This is a genomic window from Microbacterium ginsengiterrae (assembly GCF_014205075.1).
Taxonomy (GTDB): Bacteria; Actinomycetota; Actinomycetes; order Actinomycetales; family Microbacteriaceae; genus Microbacterium; species Microbacterium ginsengiterrae.
Window position 1 is genome coordinate 146,713 of the sequence record NZ_JACHMU010000001.1, and the last position, 16,212, is coordinate 162,924.

The window sequence follows — 16,212 nt, forward strand, 5'->3', positions numbered from 1 at the left end:
CGACCCACCCACGCCAAGCGAGCACCGGTCGGACCGTCCCCCCGACCCATACCGCAGAAGACGAGAAGGACACCGGCGGGAAGCCAGTGCCCTTCTCGTTCTCGACCGTCTCCACGATCAGTCCTGCCACAGCCCTTTCGCTCGGGCTGACACGTCAGCGCCCGTCAGCGGGAGGCGAGTTCCAGCACGCCGTCGACGCGGCGCGGAACATCGACGGGGCCGTCGCGCAGTTCTTCCGGCAGCACCTCGGCCGGGGCATCCTGCCAGGCGAGCGGACGCAGGAAGCGTCGGATCGCGGTCACACCCACCGAGGTGTGCAGCGTGTTCGTCGCCGGCCACGGGCCACCGTGATGCATCGCCCAGGAGACCCGCACGCCTGTCGGGTAACCGTTGTAGACGATGCGCCCGACGCGGCCGCTGACCACGTCGGTGAGCTCGGCGCGCAGCTCGGTCTCTCCTGGTTCGCTGTGGATGGTCGCCGTCAGCGAATCGGGGACGGCGTCAAGCGCGCGCGCGATCTCGGCGACGTCGCTGTAGCGCACCACCACGACGAGCGGCCCGAAGGCCTCCTCGGTCACCTCAGCCGTGACATCGGTGGCGTCGATCTCGAGCACGGCGGGAGTCAGCGAGTACCCCTGCTCCCCCGGCGCCGGGTCGACCAGACTGCGGGCGCCACCCTCGGCGATCAGCCGAGAGCGGATCTCGTCGAAAGCCGAATGGATGCGGGAGTTCAACATCGTCTGCGGCGCGGCATCCTGCGCGCGGCTGACGATGTCTGCGACAAGCGCATCGCCGGCGTCCCCCTTGGGTACGAATGCGACGCCGGGCTTGGTGCAGAGCTGACCGGCGGAGCTGGTGACCGACCCGAACAGCCCCTCGGCGATCTGCGCGGTGCGCGCCACCGCGGCTTCCGGGGTGACGACGAGCGGGTTCACGCTCGACAGTTCACCATAGAAGGGGATCGGCGTGTCGCGACCGTCGATGATGCGCTGGAGGATCTGACCGGTGTGCAGCGACCCGGTGAAGCCGACGGCGGCGATGCGCGGGTCGGCGACGAGCACCGAGCCCGGCTGCTGACCGTAGACGATGCCGAACGTGCCCGCCGGTGCGCCGTAGTCGGTGGCAGCCTTCACCAGCGACTCGTACGAGCGCTGGGAAGTGAGCAAGTGCGAGCCGTGCGCCTTCACGACGACCGGGTTCCCGGCCGCGAGAGCGGAGGCGGTGTCACCGCCGAGCACGGAGAAGGCGAAGGGGAAGTTACTCGCGCCGAACACCGCGACTGGACCGATGGGAACGAGCATTCGGCGCACGTCGGGGCCGGCGCCGAGCGGGGTGTCGCCGGCGTGGTCGATGATGGCCTCGAGATAGCCGCCGTCCTCGACGGCGTCTGCGAAGAGACGGAACTGGAAGACACTGCGGCTGAGCTCTCCGTTCAGACGCGCCTCAGCGAGACCTGTCTCGGCGATCGCTGCCGCGACGAGTTCGGTGCGGTCGACGTCCAGTCTCTCGGCGATCGCGCGCAGCAGGCCGGCGCGCCAGGCGCGTGGTCGGACGCGCAGCTCAGAGAACGCCTGCTGAGCGCGCTCGGCGATCGCAGCGACTTCGGCATCCTCGGTCGCCTGGATCGCGGTGGCACTCTCCGTGCCGGTACGGGGATCAGTGCTGAACAAGGTGGTCATGCGTTACTCCTTCCGAGCAGGCCGCGGTCGGCCAGGTTACGGATGAGAGCGCCGATGCCGAAGCTCCACGGGGGAAGCTTCTCACAGTGACGCACTCGGTTGACGAGGGCACCGAGACGAGGAGACGCGATGCGCACGATGTCGTCCTCGTGGTGGGTGAATCCGCGCCCCTCCTCACCACGGTCGTCGGTGGGCGCGAACATCGTGCCCAGGTACAGCACGAAACCGTCCGGATAGGCGTGATGCGCGCCCGACGCCTGCCGCACGAGATCGGCGGGGTCGCGGCTGATCTGCGTCATGTGCGAGCGGCCGGTCATCCGGAAGCCGTCCGTACCGGTCACCTGGAGTTCGACGGTCTCGTCACGCACGTCGTCGAGGCCGTAGCTCTCGTCGAAGAGACGGATGAAAGGACCGGCGGACGCCGAGGCGTTGTTGTCTTTCGCGCGGCCGAGGAGAAGCGCCGAGCGCCCCTCGATGTCGCGCAGGTTGACGTCGTTGCCGAGCATCGCTCCCACGATCTCCCCGGCCGACGACACCACCAAGACGATCTCGGGCTCGGGGTTGTTCCACTCCGACTCAGCGAGCACGCCGACGTCGGATCCGGCGCCGACCGACGACAGTACGGCCGCCTTGGTGAAGATCTCGGCGTCCGGCCCGATGCCGACCTCCAGGTACTGGCTCCACACGCCTTCCTCGATGAGAACGGCCTTGAGCTTCATCGCAGCCGGCGATCCTGGCACGAGATCGCGAATGTCGCCTCCGAGCGCGCCGACGATCGTCTCGCGGATGCTGCGGGCCGAGTCCGCGTCGCCGCGGGCTCGCTCCTCGATGACCCGCTCGAGCATCGACACGGGGAAGGTGACGCCCGACGCCTTGACGACCTGTAGGTCGATCGGCGACAGCAGCCACGGCTTCGTCTCGTCTCGAGAATCGGGCAAGGTGTTCGCCCATACGCTCTCCAGCGAGCCTATCGATGCACCATCGGCGATCCGCACGACCTCGGCCGGGACGGGGTGCTCAGTCAGTTCCCGCATGGTCGGGAACGTGCGGCTGAGGTCGATCAGCTCGCCCTCGCGCAGTGCCACGACGGCGGGACCGTTCTCTTCGGGCAGCCACACGCGGCCGACCAACAGCGCGCGGTCGGCATCGTCGGGAAGGATGTCGCGGGCAGCGCCGTACGACTGGGATGTCATCATTTCTCCAACTTCACTGTGCATAGGCGCGGATGCGCTCGTGTGCGTTCTGGACGTGTGTGCGCATCGCCTCGGCTGCGCGGTCGGGGTCGGCGGCCGCGATCGCGTCGATGATGTCGTCGTGCTCCTGGATGGCGTGATAGCCGTCGAGGGGCACGAAGCGCATGCGCAGCATCCGGGTGTGGACGTGCGCCTGGGCGAGTGCTTTGCTCGCCTGACGGTTGCCCGCGATGTCGAGGACGAGCTCATGGAAGCACTGGTCGTGGTTGCGGAAGGTCGCCATCGAGGTGTAATCATCATCGAGCAGGCGGACCGGCCGAATGCTCGCGAGCTCACGGCGGAGCCGATCGATGTCGTCCGCATTCGCCCTCTCCGCCGCGCGTGAGGCGGCGTACACTTCGAGCAGCAGACGGAACTCCCACAGGTCGTCGAACTCCTCGCCGCTCATGATCGGACTGACGAAATAGCCTCGCATGGGCTCCTTGGTGACCAGCTCCTGAGTCTCCAACCGCGCCAGCGCCTCGCGCACCGGGGTCGTCGACACCCCGAGTTCGACGGCGATCTTGTCGATGTTCAGCCGTGAACCGGGGGCGATGTCGTTCGACATGACCATCCGGAACAGTTTCTGATACACGTGCGCGGAGACGCCGCCTTCCGGCGTCTCGGTGGAGTTCTCGCTCATCCCTCTAGCCTGCCGCCTATCGGGCTGTTCGTGTCGCGGCGCGCAGTCCCCGGCGCTCGAGCTCCTGCCAGCCCGGACCGTCGGGGAAGGTCCATGTGGCGACGGAATCGGGCAGCATCTCCGCACCGTTGCCGGGCTGCTGCGGCGCGCGGTAGCGACCGCCCGTCACCACAACCGGTTCGGCGAAGTGCTCGTGGAGGTGGTCGACGAACTCGATGTAGCGGTCATCCTGCGTGCCGGCCACGGCGGCGTAGTCGAAGAACGAGAAATGCTGTACGAGCTCGCACAGCCCGACGCCACCGGCGTGCGGGCACACCGGCACACCGAACTTCGCCGCGAGTAGGATGTTGGCGAGGTTCTCGTTCACGCCCGCGACACGCACCGAGTCGATCTGCATGACGTCGATGGCCTGAGCCTGCAGCAGCTGCTTGAAGATGATGCGACTCTGGACGGCCTCACCGGTCGCGACGCGCATCGGCGCGATGGCCTTGCGGATCGTGGCATGGCCGAGCACGTCGTCCGTGCTGGTGGCCTCTTCGATCCAGAACGGCTCGAACCGCTTGAGCGGCGCGAGCCACGCGATGGCGTCTTCGACATCCCAGCGCTGGTTCGCGTCGATCGCCACAGGGAAGTCGGGGCCGACCTCCGCGCGCACGAGCTCGAAGCGACGGATGTCGTCCTCAAGGCTGCCCCCGACCTTCAACTTGATGAGCTCGAAGCCGTCGGCGACCGCTTCGCGCGTGAGGCGCAACATCTTCTCGTCGGAGTAGCCGAGCCATCCTGGCGAGGTCGTGTACGCGCGGAAACCGTTCTGCTCGAGCTCCGCGATGCGCTCGGCCTTGCCCTGCTCACCCCTGCGCAGGATCTCACGTGCCTCGTCGGGCGTGAGCGCGTCGGAGATGTGTGTGAAGTCGATCGCGGCGACGACCTGCTCGGGCGTCAGATCCGCGAGGTAGCGCCACAGCGGCTTGCCCTCACGGCGCGCGGCGACGTCCCACAGCGCATTGATGATCGCTCCGGCCGCCATGTGCGAGACGCCCTTCTCGGGCCCCAGCCATCGGAGCTGCGAGTCGTGCACGAGTCGCGTCGCCGCGGCGCCGAGGTCGCCGACGAGGTCATCGAGCTCTTCGCCGACGATCAGCTGACCGTAGGACTCGATCGCCTTGACCACGATCTCGTTGCCGCGCCCGCCGGTGAAGACGAGCGCGTACCCCGCCTCGCCGTCCTCGGCGACGATCCGCACATATGCGGCCGAGTAGTCGGGATCGACGTTGACGGCATCCGATCCGTCGAGTTCCAGCGACGTCGGGAACCGCACATCGCTCGTCTCGATCGAGATGATTTTCGACATCTGATTGTCCTTTCCAGACGTGTGACGGCGTCAGCCGCCCATTCCGAGCAGCCCGGGCAGCCAGGTTGCGAAGAACGGGAAGTAGGTGATGAGGACGAGTGCGCCCAGCAGCGGTATGAAGAACGGCAGCACCCCCTTCGTGACCTGCTGCACCGAGACGCCGGTGACGCTCGAGAGCACGAAGAGCACAAGACCGACAGGTGGTGTCAGAAGGCCGATGAGCAGGTTGAAGATGATGACGATGCCCAGATGGATCGGCGAGAGACCGTAGTCGCCGGCCATCGGCGCGATCAGCGGCACGAGGATCAGGATGGCCGGGGTGACGTCCATGAACGCACCGACGATGAGCAGCAGGATGTTCAGCAGAAGCAGGAACACGACAGGGTTGGTCGTGATGCTCAGCATCGCCTCGGCGACCAGTTGCGGCGCACGCTCACGGGTCAGCACCCACCCGAACAGCGCGGATGCCGCGACGATGAGCATCACGACGCCGGATGTCTCAGCCGTCGAGCGCAGCATCGTCTTGATGTTCTTCCAGGTCAGCGCCCGGTAGAACGCTGACAGCACGAGCATGTACGCCACACCGATGCCGGCCGCCTCTGTCGGGGTGAACGCGCCACCGAGGATGCCACCGAGCACGATGACAGCGGCACCCATCGGCGGGAGGGCCTTCAGCACGGGGATCCAGCGCTCCGAGCCGTGCACGGGCTCGAGCCGCAGATCATCGCGCTTGCGCATCATCCACCAGACCGTCACCGTGAGCAGCGTGACCAGCACCAGTGCCGGCACGATACCCGCAACGAAGAGCGCGCCCACCGAAACCCCGCCGACCACGCCGTAGATGATCGCCGGCAGCGAGGGCGGAAGCACCGGAGCGATGAGCGATGCGGACGCCGTGATGCCGGTGGCGAAACTCGAGGAGTACCCGCGCTTGGTCATCGCCGGCACCTGCACGCGCCCGAGAGCTGCGGCGTCGGAGATCGCAGCGCCACTCATCCATGAGAAGCCGAAGCTGCTCGCGATCGAGACGTATCCGAGGCTGCCACGCACACGGCCGAAGAGGGCGGTGGCTGCGTCGAAGAGCTTGTCGGACACACCGCTGACGTTCGCGATGTTGCCGAGCAGGATGAACATCGGAACAGCCAGCAGCGGGAAGCTGTCGACGCCCGAGATCGTCTGCTGCGCCGCGACTCCCCACTTCGCGCCGGGGTCGAGGGCGATGTAGAGCAGCGACGGCACGAACAGCGCCACCACCACGGGTACACGGATTGCGAGGAGGATGAGCAGCAGGCCGATCATCCACGTGAGAGTCCACATCAGTCGATTGCCTCCACCTCGACGTGGCGCTCGAGGTACTGCGACGGGTACCTGAGAGCGATGACGCCATTGACTACGGAATGAACGGTCAGCAGCGCGAAACCGAGCGCGGCGGACAGATAGAGAAGGGGGTACGGGATCCCGGTGGCGGGTAAGGCCAGTTGAGAGGCCCGCCCGGTCGAGAGTTCGATGGACGCATAGCAGAGCAGGCCGTTGACGACGGCGCCGACGAGCGCGGCGAACCCCTCCATGAGAGAGATGATCCGGCCGGTGCTCCTCGCCTGGATGATCTCCACGACGATTCCCCGTCGTTGCGCGGTGACAAAGGTCGCCCCCACGAACACGAACCAGACGAACACGAAGCGTCCGAGCTCCTCGGTCCAGATCAGCGGCGAGTTCAACACGAAGCGGGTGAACACCTGAAGGATGATCAGGGCGAACAGCGCGACGAGCAGCGCAGCGGCGACGGTGATCTCCGCGCGCACGAGCACACGGTAGAGCTTTGATCTGCGCTCCGGGAACTCGGGGTGCCAGGGGGCGACCTCTGTCATCGGATCAGCCCTCCTGCAGCTGCTCGTAGAAGTCCGCGAACTCCGGGAAGTTCTTCGGCACGATCTCGCTCGCGCGCTCGCGGAAGCTGTCGACGTCGACGTCCTCGTTCACAGTGACCTCGCCATCGGCCGTCCACTCCTCGAGGAAGTCGGCCTCCTGCGTCTCGACGCATTCGCGCACCGCCGCCTGTGCGTCCTTACCCGCCCTGTGCAGAGCCTCCTGCTGCTCTGCCGACAGCGCCTCGATCGACGACGCGTTGCCCAGCAGCATGACGCCCTGGATCATGTGGCCGGTGAGGTTGATGTACGACTGCACCTCATAGAGCTTCTGCGATGCGATGGTCGGGATCGGGTTCTCCTGGGCGTCGATCGTGCCCTGCTGCAACGCGAGGTACACCTCGTCGAGCGCCATCGGCGTCGCAGCGCCTCCCATGATCTCCGCCATGGTCAGGTACATCGGGGCGTTCGCGGCGCGCAGCTTCTGCCCCTTCAGGTCCTCATATGTGTTGACAGGGTTGTTGCTGGTGACGTGGCGAGTGCCGTAGTACCAGGCTCCGAGCACCTCGAGGTCGCCGTTCTCGCGGAGGCTGTCCCAGAGTTCCTGGCCGACCTCGCCGTCGAGCACGCTTTCGAACTGGTCGACGTCCGCGAACGCGTATGGCGCGTCGAGCATCGCGACCTTCGGCTCGTAGAGACCGAGGAACGACGGACCTCCGATGGCGAGATCCAGGCTGCCGTCGGCGACCTGCTGGATGCTCTCCTCCTCGTTGCCGAGCTGGCCGGCGGGGTACCCCTCGACCTGGAGACCGGAGCCGGAGAGCGACTCGTTCAGCGCGGGGATGCCGCACGCACCGACGGGGTGGGTCTCGTCGTACTGGTAGGCGAGGCGGAGCACGGTGGCGTCGCTGTCCGCGCCGCCCGCGGCGTCGCCCTTCGCCGCCGGCGCCTCGGTGCCGACGCAGCCACTCAGTGCGAGCAGGCCGACGGCGGCGGTCGCCACCAGGGGCAGGGTCTTCTTCTTCATCATGATTCTCCTTCGAATGGGTGATGCAGGGTATGCGATTACGGGTCTCGTCACGCGGTCGCGACGCAGAGGTCGTCGAGCCGGTCGTCGTCCCAGTCGATGCCGAGCCCAGGGGTCGTGGGTGCGCGGAGCGTGGCGGCGGTGAGCTCGACCTCGTTCCTGGTGACGGCGCGCAGTTGCGGGATGTACTCCGCGTAGCGGCCGTTGCGCACGCCGGCTGTGAGGCTCACGTGCAGTTCCATGAGGAAGTGCGGGCAGACGGGCAGGTTGGCGGCCTCGGCGAGGTGCGCGACTTTCAACCAAGGCGTGATGCCGCCGATGCGGGCGACGTCGACCTGGATGATGGAAGCCGCTTCGGCGTCGACGTAGGTCTGGAACTGCCCGACCGAGTACAGCGTCTCACCGACGGCAATCGGCACTGCGCTGTGCTGTGCGAGCTGGCGGTGCCCGGCGACGTCATCGGCGGGCAGTGGTTCTTCGAACCAGCCGATGCCGAGATCGGCATAGGCGCGCGACCGGCGGATGGCCTCGGGGACGGTGAAGGACTGGTTGGCGTCGACGAAGATCTCGAAGTCGTCACCGACGGCGTCGCGAACGGCGCTCAGCCGGCGCACGTCCTCAGCGAGCGTGGGCGCACCGACTTTGACCTTGGCTGCACGCATACCGCCGTCGCGCACCGCGGTGATGCCGTCGACGAGCTCCTGCTCCGACAGGTGCAGCCACCCGTGCTCGGTGTCGTACACGGGGACCTCGTCGCGCGCACCGCCGACCGCGATGGAGAGCGGGTCGCCGAGGCGCTTGGCGTTCGCATCCCATACGGCCGTGTCGACCGCGGCGAGCGCGAGAGCGGTGATGGCGCCAGGAGCGGTCGAGCGGGTCGAGGCGAACAGATCGAACCAGATGCGCTCGTAGCGGCGGATGTCATGCCCGATCAGGCGCGGGAGGAAGACATCGCGCAGCAGCGCGAGCACGGCGGTGCCGCCGGTTCCGATCGTGTAGCTGTAGCCGCGGCCCGAGATACCGGCATCCGTTGTGAGGTCCACGATCAGGGTCTCCTGCGACTGGAAACTCTGTACGGCGTCCGATCGGGCGGCTTCGACTGGGATGTCGACGAGGCGCGCGGTGGCGTTGGTGATGATGCTCATGATCTCCGTTGATCTCGGGTTGTGAGACGCCCTGTCGTGACAGGTATCGACGTCTTTGGCGAGACTAGGGAGATCGTGCACGATTTGTCAACCCAAACGCCGTGCAACCCTGGAACGACCGAATAAATCATGTAGGATCCTTCGCATCCCCGCTTCGACTCCAGAGACGCATGTCGCAAGGAAGGCAACGATGCCCGAAATATCTCTTGCTCCGAAAGATCTGCAGCGCGCATCGGCAGCGGCGCTCGTCGCCGTCAACGTGCCGGAAGGCGACGCCGAGCTCGTCGCTCGCACGCTCATCGCCGCCGATCAGCGCGGTATCTACTCGCACGGGCTGCTGCGCCTGCCGCTGTACGTCGCCGCGGTCGAAGCCGGCGGCATCAATCCCCGCCCCGACCTCCGCTGGCGCTCGGGTGCCGACGCCGTCGCGATCCTCGACGCCGACAGCGCGTTCGGTCAGGTCGCCGCACATGCTGCAGCGGAGAAATCGATCGATCTCGCCCGCGCACACGGCGTCAGCACCGTGGCCGTCGAAGGGAGCACGCACTTCGGCGCGGGCGGCTGGTGGTCTCAGATGCTCGCCGACGCCGGAATGATCGGCATCGTCACCTCGACCACCGGTCCGACTGTTGCGCCCTACGGCGGCGCGGAGGCCGTCCTCGGCACGAACCCGCTCTCGATCAGCATCCCGAGCAGCGAGGACCACGCGTTGACCGCCGACATGGCCACCAGCGCCGGCGCATACGGAAAGGTGCTTGCCGCGAACCGTGCCGGATCCGAGATCCCCGAGGGGTGGGCGATCGACCCGTCAGGCGCTCCGACCACGGATCCCGCCCAGGCGATGGCGGGCGCCCTGCTGCCGTTCGGCGGTCATAAGGGCTCCGCCGTCTCCGTACTGCTCGAAGGTCTGGCGGCATCGCTGACGAACGCCCACTACGCGTTCCAGACCACCGACATCTGGTCTACTCCGTCCCACCGGATGAACACCGGCCACCTGCTCATCGCGATCGACACCGCGGCCTTCAGCGGCGCGCAGCACACCGCCGATCGTGCCGCCGATCTGCAGGCGCGCGTGCGCTCGACCGGAGAGAGCGTGCTCGCCCCCGGAGACCCTGAGCACCACAGGTGCCGCGCCGCAGCATCCGCCGTCGCGCTTGCACCGACGACCGTCGACGCGCTGCAGCAGCTGTTCGCACGCCTCGGGGTCGCGCCCGTCAGCCCACTCTGATCCCCACGCCCCACAGGAGCCGCCTCCATGCTCACCGCCGCCTACACCGGAAACAAGACCATCGAACTGCAGCGCCGCGACGCGCAGCCGTCGCCCGGCCAGGACGAAGTGCAGATCTCCGTCGCATACACAGGGCTGTGCGGCACCGACCTGCACATCTTCCACGGCGACATGGACGCCCGTGTCGCCACCCCGCTCGCCTTCGGCCATGAGATGAGCGGCGAGATCACGGCCGTCGGCTCCTCCGTAGAAGACTGGGCCGTTGGCGACCGCGTCACCGTCATGCCGCTCGACTGGGACGGCACCTGTCCTGCCTGCCGGGCCGGCAACCAGCACATCTGTCACAATCTGAACTTCGTCGGCATCGACTCCCCCGGCGCCCTGCAGCAACGTTGGAACGTGCGAACCGACCTGCTCGTCCGCCTCCCCGAGGGACTCGACCTGCGCACCGCCGCGCTCGTCGAACCCACCGCCGTCGCCGTGCACGACGTGCGGCGCTCGCGGTTGACCGAAGGCTCCAAGGCCGCAGTCATCGGCGGTGGCCCCATCGGAGTGCTCATCGCCACAGTGGCCCGCGCCTTCGGCGCCGACGTCGCCGTGCTCGAAGTCGACGCGGCTCGTCGCGGGCAGGTCGAGGAGCTCGGCTTCATCACCGTCGACCCCACCGCGGTCGATCAGAAGGCCTGGATCGAGGAGTGGACCGGCGGCGTCGGCGCCGATGTCGTCTTCGAGGTGTCCGGTGCGGCCGCCGCCGTGCTGGGCGCCACGGACCTCGCCAGGGTGCGCGGCACGATCGTCGTCGTCGCGATTCACCCGACCCCGCGCCCCATCGATCTACAGCGCGTCTTCTGGCGAGAGCTGGAGATCCTCGGCGCCCGCGTCTACGAGCGCACCGACTTCGAGAAGGCCGTCGAGCTGCTCGCCGAGGGCACGATCCCGAGCGAGGCACTGATCACCAAGGTCGTCGCTCTCGACGCCGTCGAAGAGGCTTTCCACGACCTCGAGGCCGGCCGCGCGATGAAGATCCTCGTCGACGTGCAGGGCGACGAGGCACCCGTCACCACAGGAGCAACACGATGACCTTCGACCCGGCCACCGCCTTCGACCTCTCCGGAAAGCTCGCCGTCGTCACCGGCGCGAAGCGCGGAATCGGCTTCGCGATGGCAGAAGCCCTCGCGGCCGCCGGCGCCGACATCATCGGCGTGAGCGCGACGCTGGAGGCATCCGGCAGCGACATCGAGGCGGCCGTCTCCGCCCTCGGCCGCTCATTCGAGGCGCACACCGTCGACTTCTCCGACCGTGCCGCCGTCACGGCGTTCGCCGGGGAGCTCACCGGACGACGGGTCGACATCCTCGTCAACAACGCCGGCACCATCAAGCGCGCCCCCGCCGCCGAGCACCCGCTCGAGTGGTGGGATGAGGTACTCGAGGTCGATCTTTCCGCGCCGTATGTGCTCTCCCGTGCTGTCGGGCAGGGCATGCTCGGACACGGCGCCGGCAAGATCATCTTCACGGCGAGCCTGTTGAGCTTTCAGGGCGGCATCAACGTCCCCGGCTACGCCGCAGCGAAGTCGGGCGTCGCCGGTCTCGTGAAGGCCCTGTCGAACGAGTGGGCAGGTCGCGGTGTGCAGGTCAACGGCATCGCCCCCGGCTACATCGCCACCGACAACACACAGGCTCTGCAGGACGATCCGGAGCGCTCGCAGGCGATCCTCGACCGCATACCGGTGGGACGCTGGGGACGATCCGACGATCTCGCGGGCGCGACGGTCTTCCTCGCCTCTGCAGCATCCGACTACGTCTCCGGGGCCGTCCTCCCCGTCGACGGAGGGTGGTTGGGACGATGACTGATCTCGCCTCTCTCTCGCTGTCGCTGCGCGACGGCGACGACGTGCGCATCGTCCGCGACAGCCTGGCCGCAGGCGCGTACACCCTCGACGGCGCGACGCTCACGGTACCCGCCGACATCCCGCGCGGTCACAAGGTGGCTGTGCGCCGCATCGAGCAGGATGCTCCGATCCACAAGTACGGGCAGGTGATCGGCTTCGCCACTCGCGTGATCGAGCCCGGTGAGCACGCGCACGTGCACAATGTCGAGTTCCGCGAGTTCGACCGCGTGGGCGTGGCCGGCACTGCGCTGCGCGAGACCGTCATGGTGCCCGAGGCCGAACGCCGCACGTTCTCGGGCTACCGCCGCGCCGATGGCAAGGTGGGCACCCGTAACTACATCGGGATCATCACCTCTGTGAACTGCTCGGCCACCGCCGCACAGCAGATCGCGATGCGGGTGGAGATGAGCGGGATCCTCGACGACTATCCGAACGTCGACGGCGTCATGGCACTCACGCACGACACCGGATGCGGCACCGGCGGTGCCGGCAATTACGGCTTCGGCATCCTGCGCCGCACCCTGCACGGATACGCCAGCCACCCGAACTTCGGCGCAGTCATCGCCGTCGGCCTCGGCTGCGAGGTCAACCAGATCCGCGACATGACGCAGAGCTGGAAGAACGTCCCCTCCGACCGCAAGGTGTCGTCGATGACGATCCAAGCGCTCGGCGGCACGCGTGCCACGGTCGAGGAGGGCATCCGCCGCGTCACAGCGCTGCTCCCCGAAGTGAACGAGGTAGAGCGCGAGCCCGTGCCGGTGTCGGAGCTCGTGCTGGCGATGGAGTGCGGCGGATCGGACGCGTTCTCGGGCATCACCGCAAACCCTGCACTCGGAGCCGCGGCCGACATCCTCATCCGACACGGCGGCACAGCGGTGTTCGGCGAGACGACGGAGATCTACGGCGCGGAGCACCTGCTCACCAGCCGAGCGGTCAGCGACGAAGTCGCCGACAAGCTCAACGAGCGCATCCGCTGGTGGGAGGACCACGTCACCGCCGACGGCACCTCGATCAACAACAACCCCTCCCCCGGCAACAAGGCGGGCGGGCTCACCACCATCCTCGAGAAGTCACTCGGCGCCGCCGCCAAGGGCGGCTCGACGAACCTCGTCGACGTGGTCGAGTACGCCGAGCCGGTCACAGCCAAGGGACTCGTGTTCATGGACACCCCCGGCTACGACCCGGTGAACGCGACCGGTCTCGTCGCCGGTGGCGCACAGGTACTCGCGTTCACGACGGGTCGCGGCTCGGCGTTCGGGTGCAAACCGGCGCCGAGCTTCAAGCTCGCCACGAACACGCCGCTGTACGAGCGGATGACCGAGGACATGGACATCAACTGCGGGTCGGTCGTCGACGGCGAGAAGACGATCGAGCAGATGGGCGAGGAGATATTCGAGTTCATCATCCGGATCGCCTCGGGCGAGAAGACCAAGAGCGAGGAGCTCGGCTACGGCGACAACGAATTCGTCCCCTGGCAGCTCTCTACCGTGGTCTGACCCTCGGGCCCCGGATATGAGGGGGCAGAAACGAGAAGGGCACCGGCTCGAAGCCAGTGCCCTTCTCGTTCCTCGACCGTTTAGCAAACAGTTCTGCCAACAACCCTTCGGTTCAGTGGGCTGTTGGCACAACCCGTCGTGGCGCGTATGACGATAGCCGCGTGCGTGGTGCTTTCCTGTTCCCCACAGGCAGTTTTCCTGTAGCGCACACCACACGTTTACGGCGCAAGTCTTTGATCGACCTCAGCGCCGTTCCTGTTGTCCTCGATATGCCTCAGGTCTGAGTCGGCGAAGTCCACAGTGACGCCGTTACGCGGATCCGGGATACGACTCACGTCTACCCTCAGACGTAGTTCAGTGTCGTGGCGCTAACGTTTCCGGGCGCGATTTCGGATCATCCCGAAGATGATCGTGCCGACGAACAGGATGATGCCGATCACTGCGAGCCAAAGGAGTCCCTTGATGGCGAATCCGACGACGGAGAGAACGGCCCACACTACGAGGAGAATGATGAGTACGGTCCACATGAGTGTGAGCGTACTCGCAGCCAGGATCAGCCGCTGCCCGTTGACAAGGTCCACCTCGAGTGCAGTGCGTGACCTTCGCGACGCCGGGGCGGGCCAGTTACGGCGGCTCGTTCCGAAATGCAGTGAGATTCGAGGAACTGTAGAGGCACGAGGTTGGTGAGCGAGGTGGTTACCGCTGGAATGCGACTTTGGCAACGCCCCTGCAGGCAATGCGGTGTACGTGCTGTCACCGTCCGATGGCGGTGCGCGCCTGGGTGAGCGGGCAGGTGAACACGTCCCGTTCACCGAGCCCAACACGGTTGATATACCGGACCACGATTTTGTAGGACGTGAGCAGTCCGACCTGTGTGTACGGGACATCGTTGTCGCGACAGTACGCGGCGACGATGGGGGCCGCGCGACGCAGGTGCGGGCGGGGCATCGAGGGGAAGAGGTGGTGTTCGATCTGGTAGTTCAGCCCGCCCATGAGCACGTCGAGGGCACGGTTCCCGTGGACGTTGCGGCTCATCATCACTTGACGGCGGAGAAAGTCCAGTTTCATGTCTCGCGGCACGATGGGCATGCCCTTGTGGTTTGGCGCGAACGAGATGCCCATGTAGAACCCGAACAACCCCAGCTGGACGGCGAGGAAGACGAACGCTATCCCTGGGGAGACCACGACGAAAACCAGCAGCAGGTATCCCCCGATCCGGACGGTTAGGAAGAGGATCTCTGCCCACCGTCGCGGAAGCTTGCCGGGCGAGAAAACGCGCCGCACGCCCGACGCGTGCAGCGACAGCCCTTCGAGTAGCAGGATCGGGAAGAAGAGCAGGCCTTGATGCTCGCGCAGCCATCGCAGCACGGGGTTTCGGTGCTTTGCCGCGGTTTCCGGAGTGACGGCGATCACCGGCAGTTCGATGTCGGGGTCGGCGTCGAGCTTGTTCGGGTTGGCATGGTGACGGGTGTGTTTGTGCTGCCACCACCCGTAGCTCATGCCCACGAGCAGATCCCCGAGGACGATGCTCACCCAGTCGTTCCACTTTCCCGAGGAGAAGATCTGTCTGTGGGCGGCGTCGTGCCCCAAGAACGCGATCTGGGTGAACACGACCGCCAGCACCGCGGCGGTGAACAGTTGCCACCACGACTCACCGATCCAGACGAAAACTGCAAGACACGCTGTCACGACCACCGGCGCTGCGATCAGCTTCGTCCAGTAGTACCCGTACCGGCGCCGTAGGAGGCCTCGATCTCTGACCTGCTGCGCGAGATCGGTGAACGGGCTCGTGCCCCGCGGCCCGGCTGTGGATGGGTCGCGGGGAGATGCGTTGCGGACGGTAGTCATGATCACCTCCGGGCGGATGTGTCCGCTAACTGCGGGCGGCGCCGCCCTCGCTGATCCATTCGTCTGCACGCGCCGCGGTATCTTCATCCGCGTGCGGGGTGCTGGAGGAGAACGTGACCGACTCCGCCAACGCCGCAACAGCAGCAGCGCGTGTCTGCTCCCGATGGGATGCTTCGTTGAATCGCGCGGACGCGACCTCACGCTCAGCGCGAATCGTTGCACTCATCTCCGACAGGTGTTCGGCGATGACCTGCGCGAGGCCATCACGCAGCTCTTCCAGGTTCGTGTTGTGGATCTCGAGGCGTCGATCCGAGACGTGCAACTCGACGGTGGGATACCCCTTCGTCGACAGATAATCGCGGGTGGCGCCGTCATGGACCGCGGCGACTTCGTCGCGATCTGCCTGGCGGGTGAACACCGCTTCCACTGTGTAACGGTCGGGAGCCTCGTCCGTCATCAGCTTCGCCGGCAGAGACCCCACCAGCACCGCCCCCAAACCGAGCGCGGAATCGTTCTTCAGTTGTGTACTCATTTGCTGACCGTACGCTCCCAAGCTGTGCGCACTCACAGGTGCGGCTCTCGACCAGCACCGCACCCCTCGGGCACATGTGACCTTGCGATCACGACCGCGCCATCCAATGCCTGGCGACTCGTTTCAGAAGGCCATGATCACCAGGGGGGTTATGGCGAGGCCAGCGCGGGTGTAGCGTTCGGACTAGAGCGCGGCACGAATTTCTGGGGAGTTCGGAGGCGTCGTTCTCGTCGGCGGGGCTCTTACTCAGCGGTGCGATGAAGCTCCCCTCGTGAGG

General features: G+C 66.7%; 15 protein-coding genes. 4 read left to right on the forward strand and 11 right to left on the reverse strand.

Annotated features, from left to right (window positions below):
• Positions 1-164: 164 nt before the first annotated feature.
• From HD600_RS00750 to HD600_RS00785, 8 genes are read right to left on the reverse strand one after another with little or no spacing between them, the layout of a single operon-like run.
• Positions 165-1,679 carry an aldehyde dehydrogenase (NADP(+)) gene (locus HD600_RS00750; RefSeq protein WP_184280880.1) on the reverse strand — a complete coding sequence of 505 codons (1,515 nt, stop codon included), beginning with the start codon at positions 1,677-1,679 and terminating at the stop codon, positions 165-167.
• Positions 1,676-2,875, reverse strand: a complete 1,200-nt coding sequence (locus HD600_RS00755) for a fumarylacetoacetate hydrolase family protein (RefSeq protein ID WP_241731695.1) — start codon at positions 2,873-2,875, stop codon at positions 1,676-1,678. Before HD600_RS00755 ends, HD600_RS00750 begins: the two co-directional genes overlap by 4 nt.
• Positions 2,876-2,885: 10 nt before the next feature.
• Positions 2,886-3,554, reverse strand: a complete 669-nt coding sequence (locus HD600_RS00760; protein WP_184280882.1) for a GntR family transcriptional regulator — start codon at positions 3,552-3,554, stop codon at positions 2,886-2,888.
• A gap of 16 nt (positions 3,555-3,570) precedes the next feature.
• The gene (locus HD600_RS00765; RefSeq protein ID WP_184280884.1) at positions 3,571-4,905 is read right to left on the reverse strand and encodes an enolase C-terminal domain-like protein; all 1,335 of its coding nucleotides are present in this window, start codon (positions 4,903-4,905) and stop codon (positions 3,571-3,573) included.
• A 30-nt stretch (positions 4,906-4,935) separates the two neighbouring features.
• A complete protein-coding gene (locus HD600_RS00770) occupies positions 4,936-6,222 on the reverse strand; it encodes a TRAP transporter large permease (RefSeq protein ID WP_184280886.1) in 1,287 nt (428 codons plus the stop codon).
• A complete protein-coding gene (locus HD600_RS00775; RefSeq protein ID WP_184280888.1) occupies positions 6,222-6,773 on the reverse strand; it encodes a TRAP transporter small permease in 552 nt (183 codons plus the stop codon). The genes HD600_RS00770 and HD600_RS00775 overlap by 1 nt, the downstream gene beginning before the upstream one ends.
• Positions 6,774-6,777: 4 nt before the next feature.
• Positions 6,778-7,800, reverse strand: a complete 1,023-nt coding sequence (locus HD600_RS00780; protein ID WP_184280891.1) for a DctP family TRAP transporter solute-binding subunit — start codon at positions 7,798-7,800, stop codon at positions 6,778-6,780.
• A 47-nt stretch (positions 7,801-7,847) separates the two neighbouring features.
• Positions 7,848-8,942, reverse strand: coding sequence for a mandelate racemase/muconate lactonizing enzyme family protein (locus tag HD600_RS00785; RefSeq protein ID WP_033107445.1), 1,095 nt, complete (start codon positions 8,940-8,942; stop codon positions 7,848-7,850).
• Positions 8,943-9,132: 190 nt separating this feature from the next.
• On the opposite strand from HD600_RS00785, the gene HD600_RS00790 reads away from it, so the two are divergent.
• The 4 genes from HD600_RS00790 to HD600_RS00805 are packed head-to-tail and all read left to right on the forward strand — an operon-like array spanning position 9,133 to position 13,555.
• The gene (locus HD600_RS00790) at positions 9,133-10,170 is read left to right on the forward strand and encodes an Ldh family oxidoreductase (protein WP_033107444.1); all 1,038 of its coding nucleotides are present in this window, start codon (positions 9,133-9,135) and stop codon (positions 10,168-10,170) included.
• Between the two features lie 27 nt (positions 10,171-10,197).
• Positions 10,198-11,250 (forward strand): zinc-dependent alcohol dehydrogenase, encoded by a 1,053-nt coding sequence (locus tag HD600_RS00795; protein WP_184280893.1) that lies wholly within the window; start codon positions 10,198-10,200, stop codon positions 11,248-11,250.
• On the forward strand, positions 11,247-12,017 hold the full coding sequence (locus HD600_RS00800) for an SDR family oxidoreductase (RefSeq protein ID WP_184280895.1): 771 nt from the start codon (positions 11,247-11,249) through the stop codon (positions 12,015-12,017). Before HD600_RS00795 ends, HD600_RS00800 begins: the two co-directional genes overlap by 4 nt.
• Positions 12,014-13,555 (forward strand): UxaA family hydrolase, encoded by a 1,542-nt coding sequence (locus HD600_RS00805; protein WP_184280897.1) that lies wholly within the window; start codon positions 12,014-12,016, stop codon positions 13,553-13,555. The genes HD600_RS00800 and HD600_RS00805 overlap by 4 nt, the downstream gene beginning before the upstream one ends.
• A gap of 368 nt (positions 13,556-13,923) precedes the next feature.
• On the opposite strand, the gene HD600_RS00810 is transcribed toward HD600_RS00805, so the two are convergent.
• The 3 genes from HD600_RS00810 to HD600_RS00820 form a co-directional block, all read right to left on the reverse strand.
• The gene (locus HD600_RS00810; protein ID WP_184280899.1) at positions 13,924-14,082 is read right to left on the reverse strand and encodes a hypothetical protein; all 159 of its coding nucleotides are present in this window, start codon (positions 14,080-14,082) and stop codon (positions 13,924-13,926) included.
• A 226-nt stretch (positions 14,083-14,308) separates the two neighbouring features.
• Positions 14,309-15,403, reverse strand: a complete 1,095-nt coding sequence (locus HD600_RS00815; RefSeq protein ID WP_184284587.1) for a fatty acid desaturase family protein — start codon at positions 15,401-15,403, stop codon at positions 14,309-14,311.
• A gap of 25 nt (positions 15,404-15,428) precedes the next feature.
• Complete coding sequence (locus HD600_RS00820; RefSeq protein ID WP_338402255.1) at positions 15,429-15,971, reverse strand: hypothetical protein; 543 nt, start codon at positions 15,969-15,971, stop codon at positions 15,429-15,431.
• Positions 15,972-16,212: the final 241 nt, after the last annotated feature.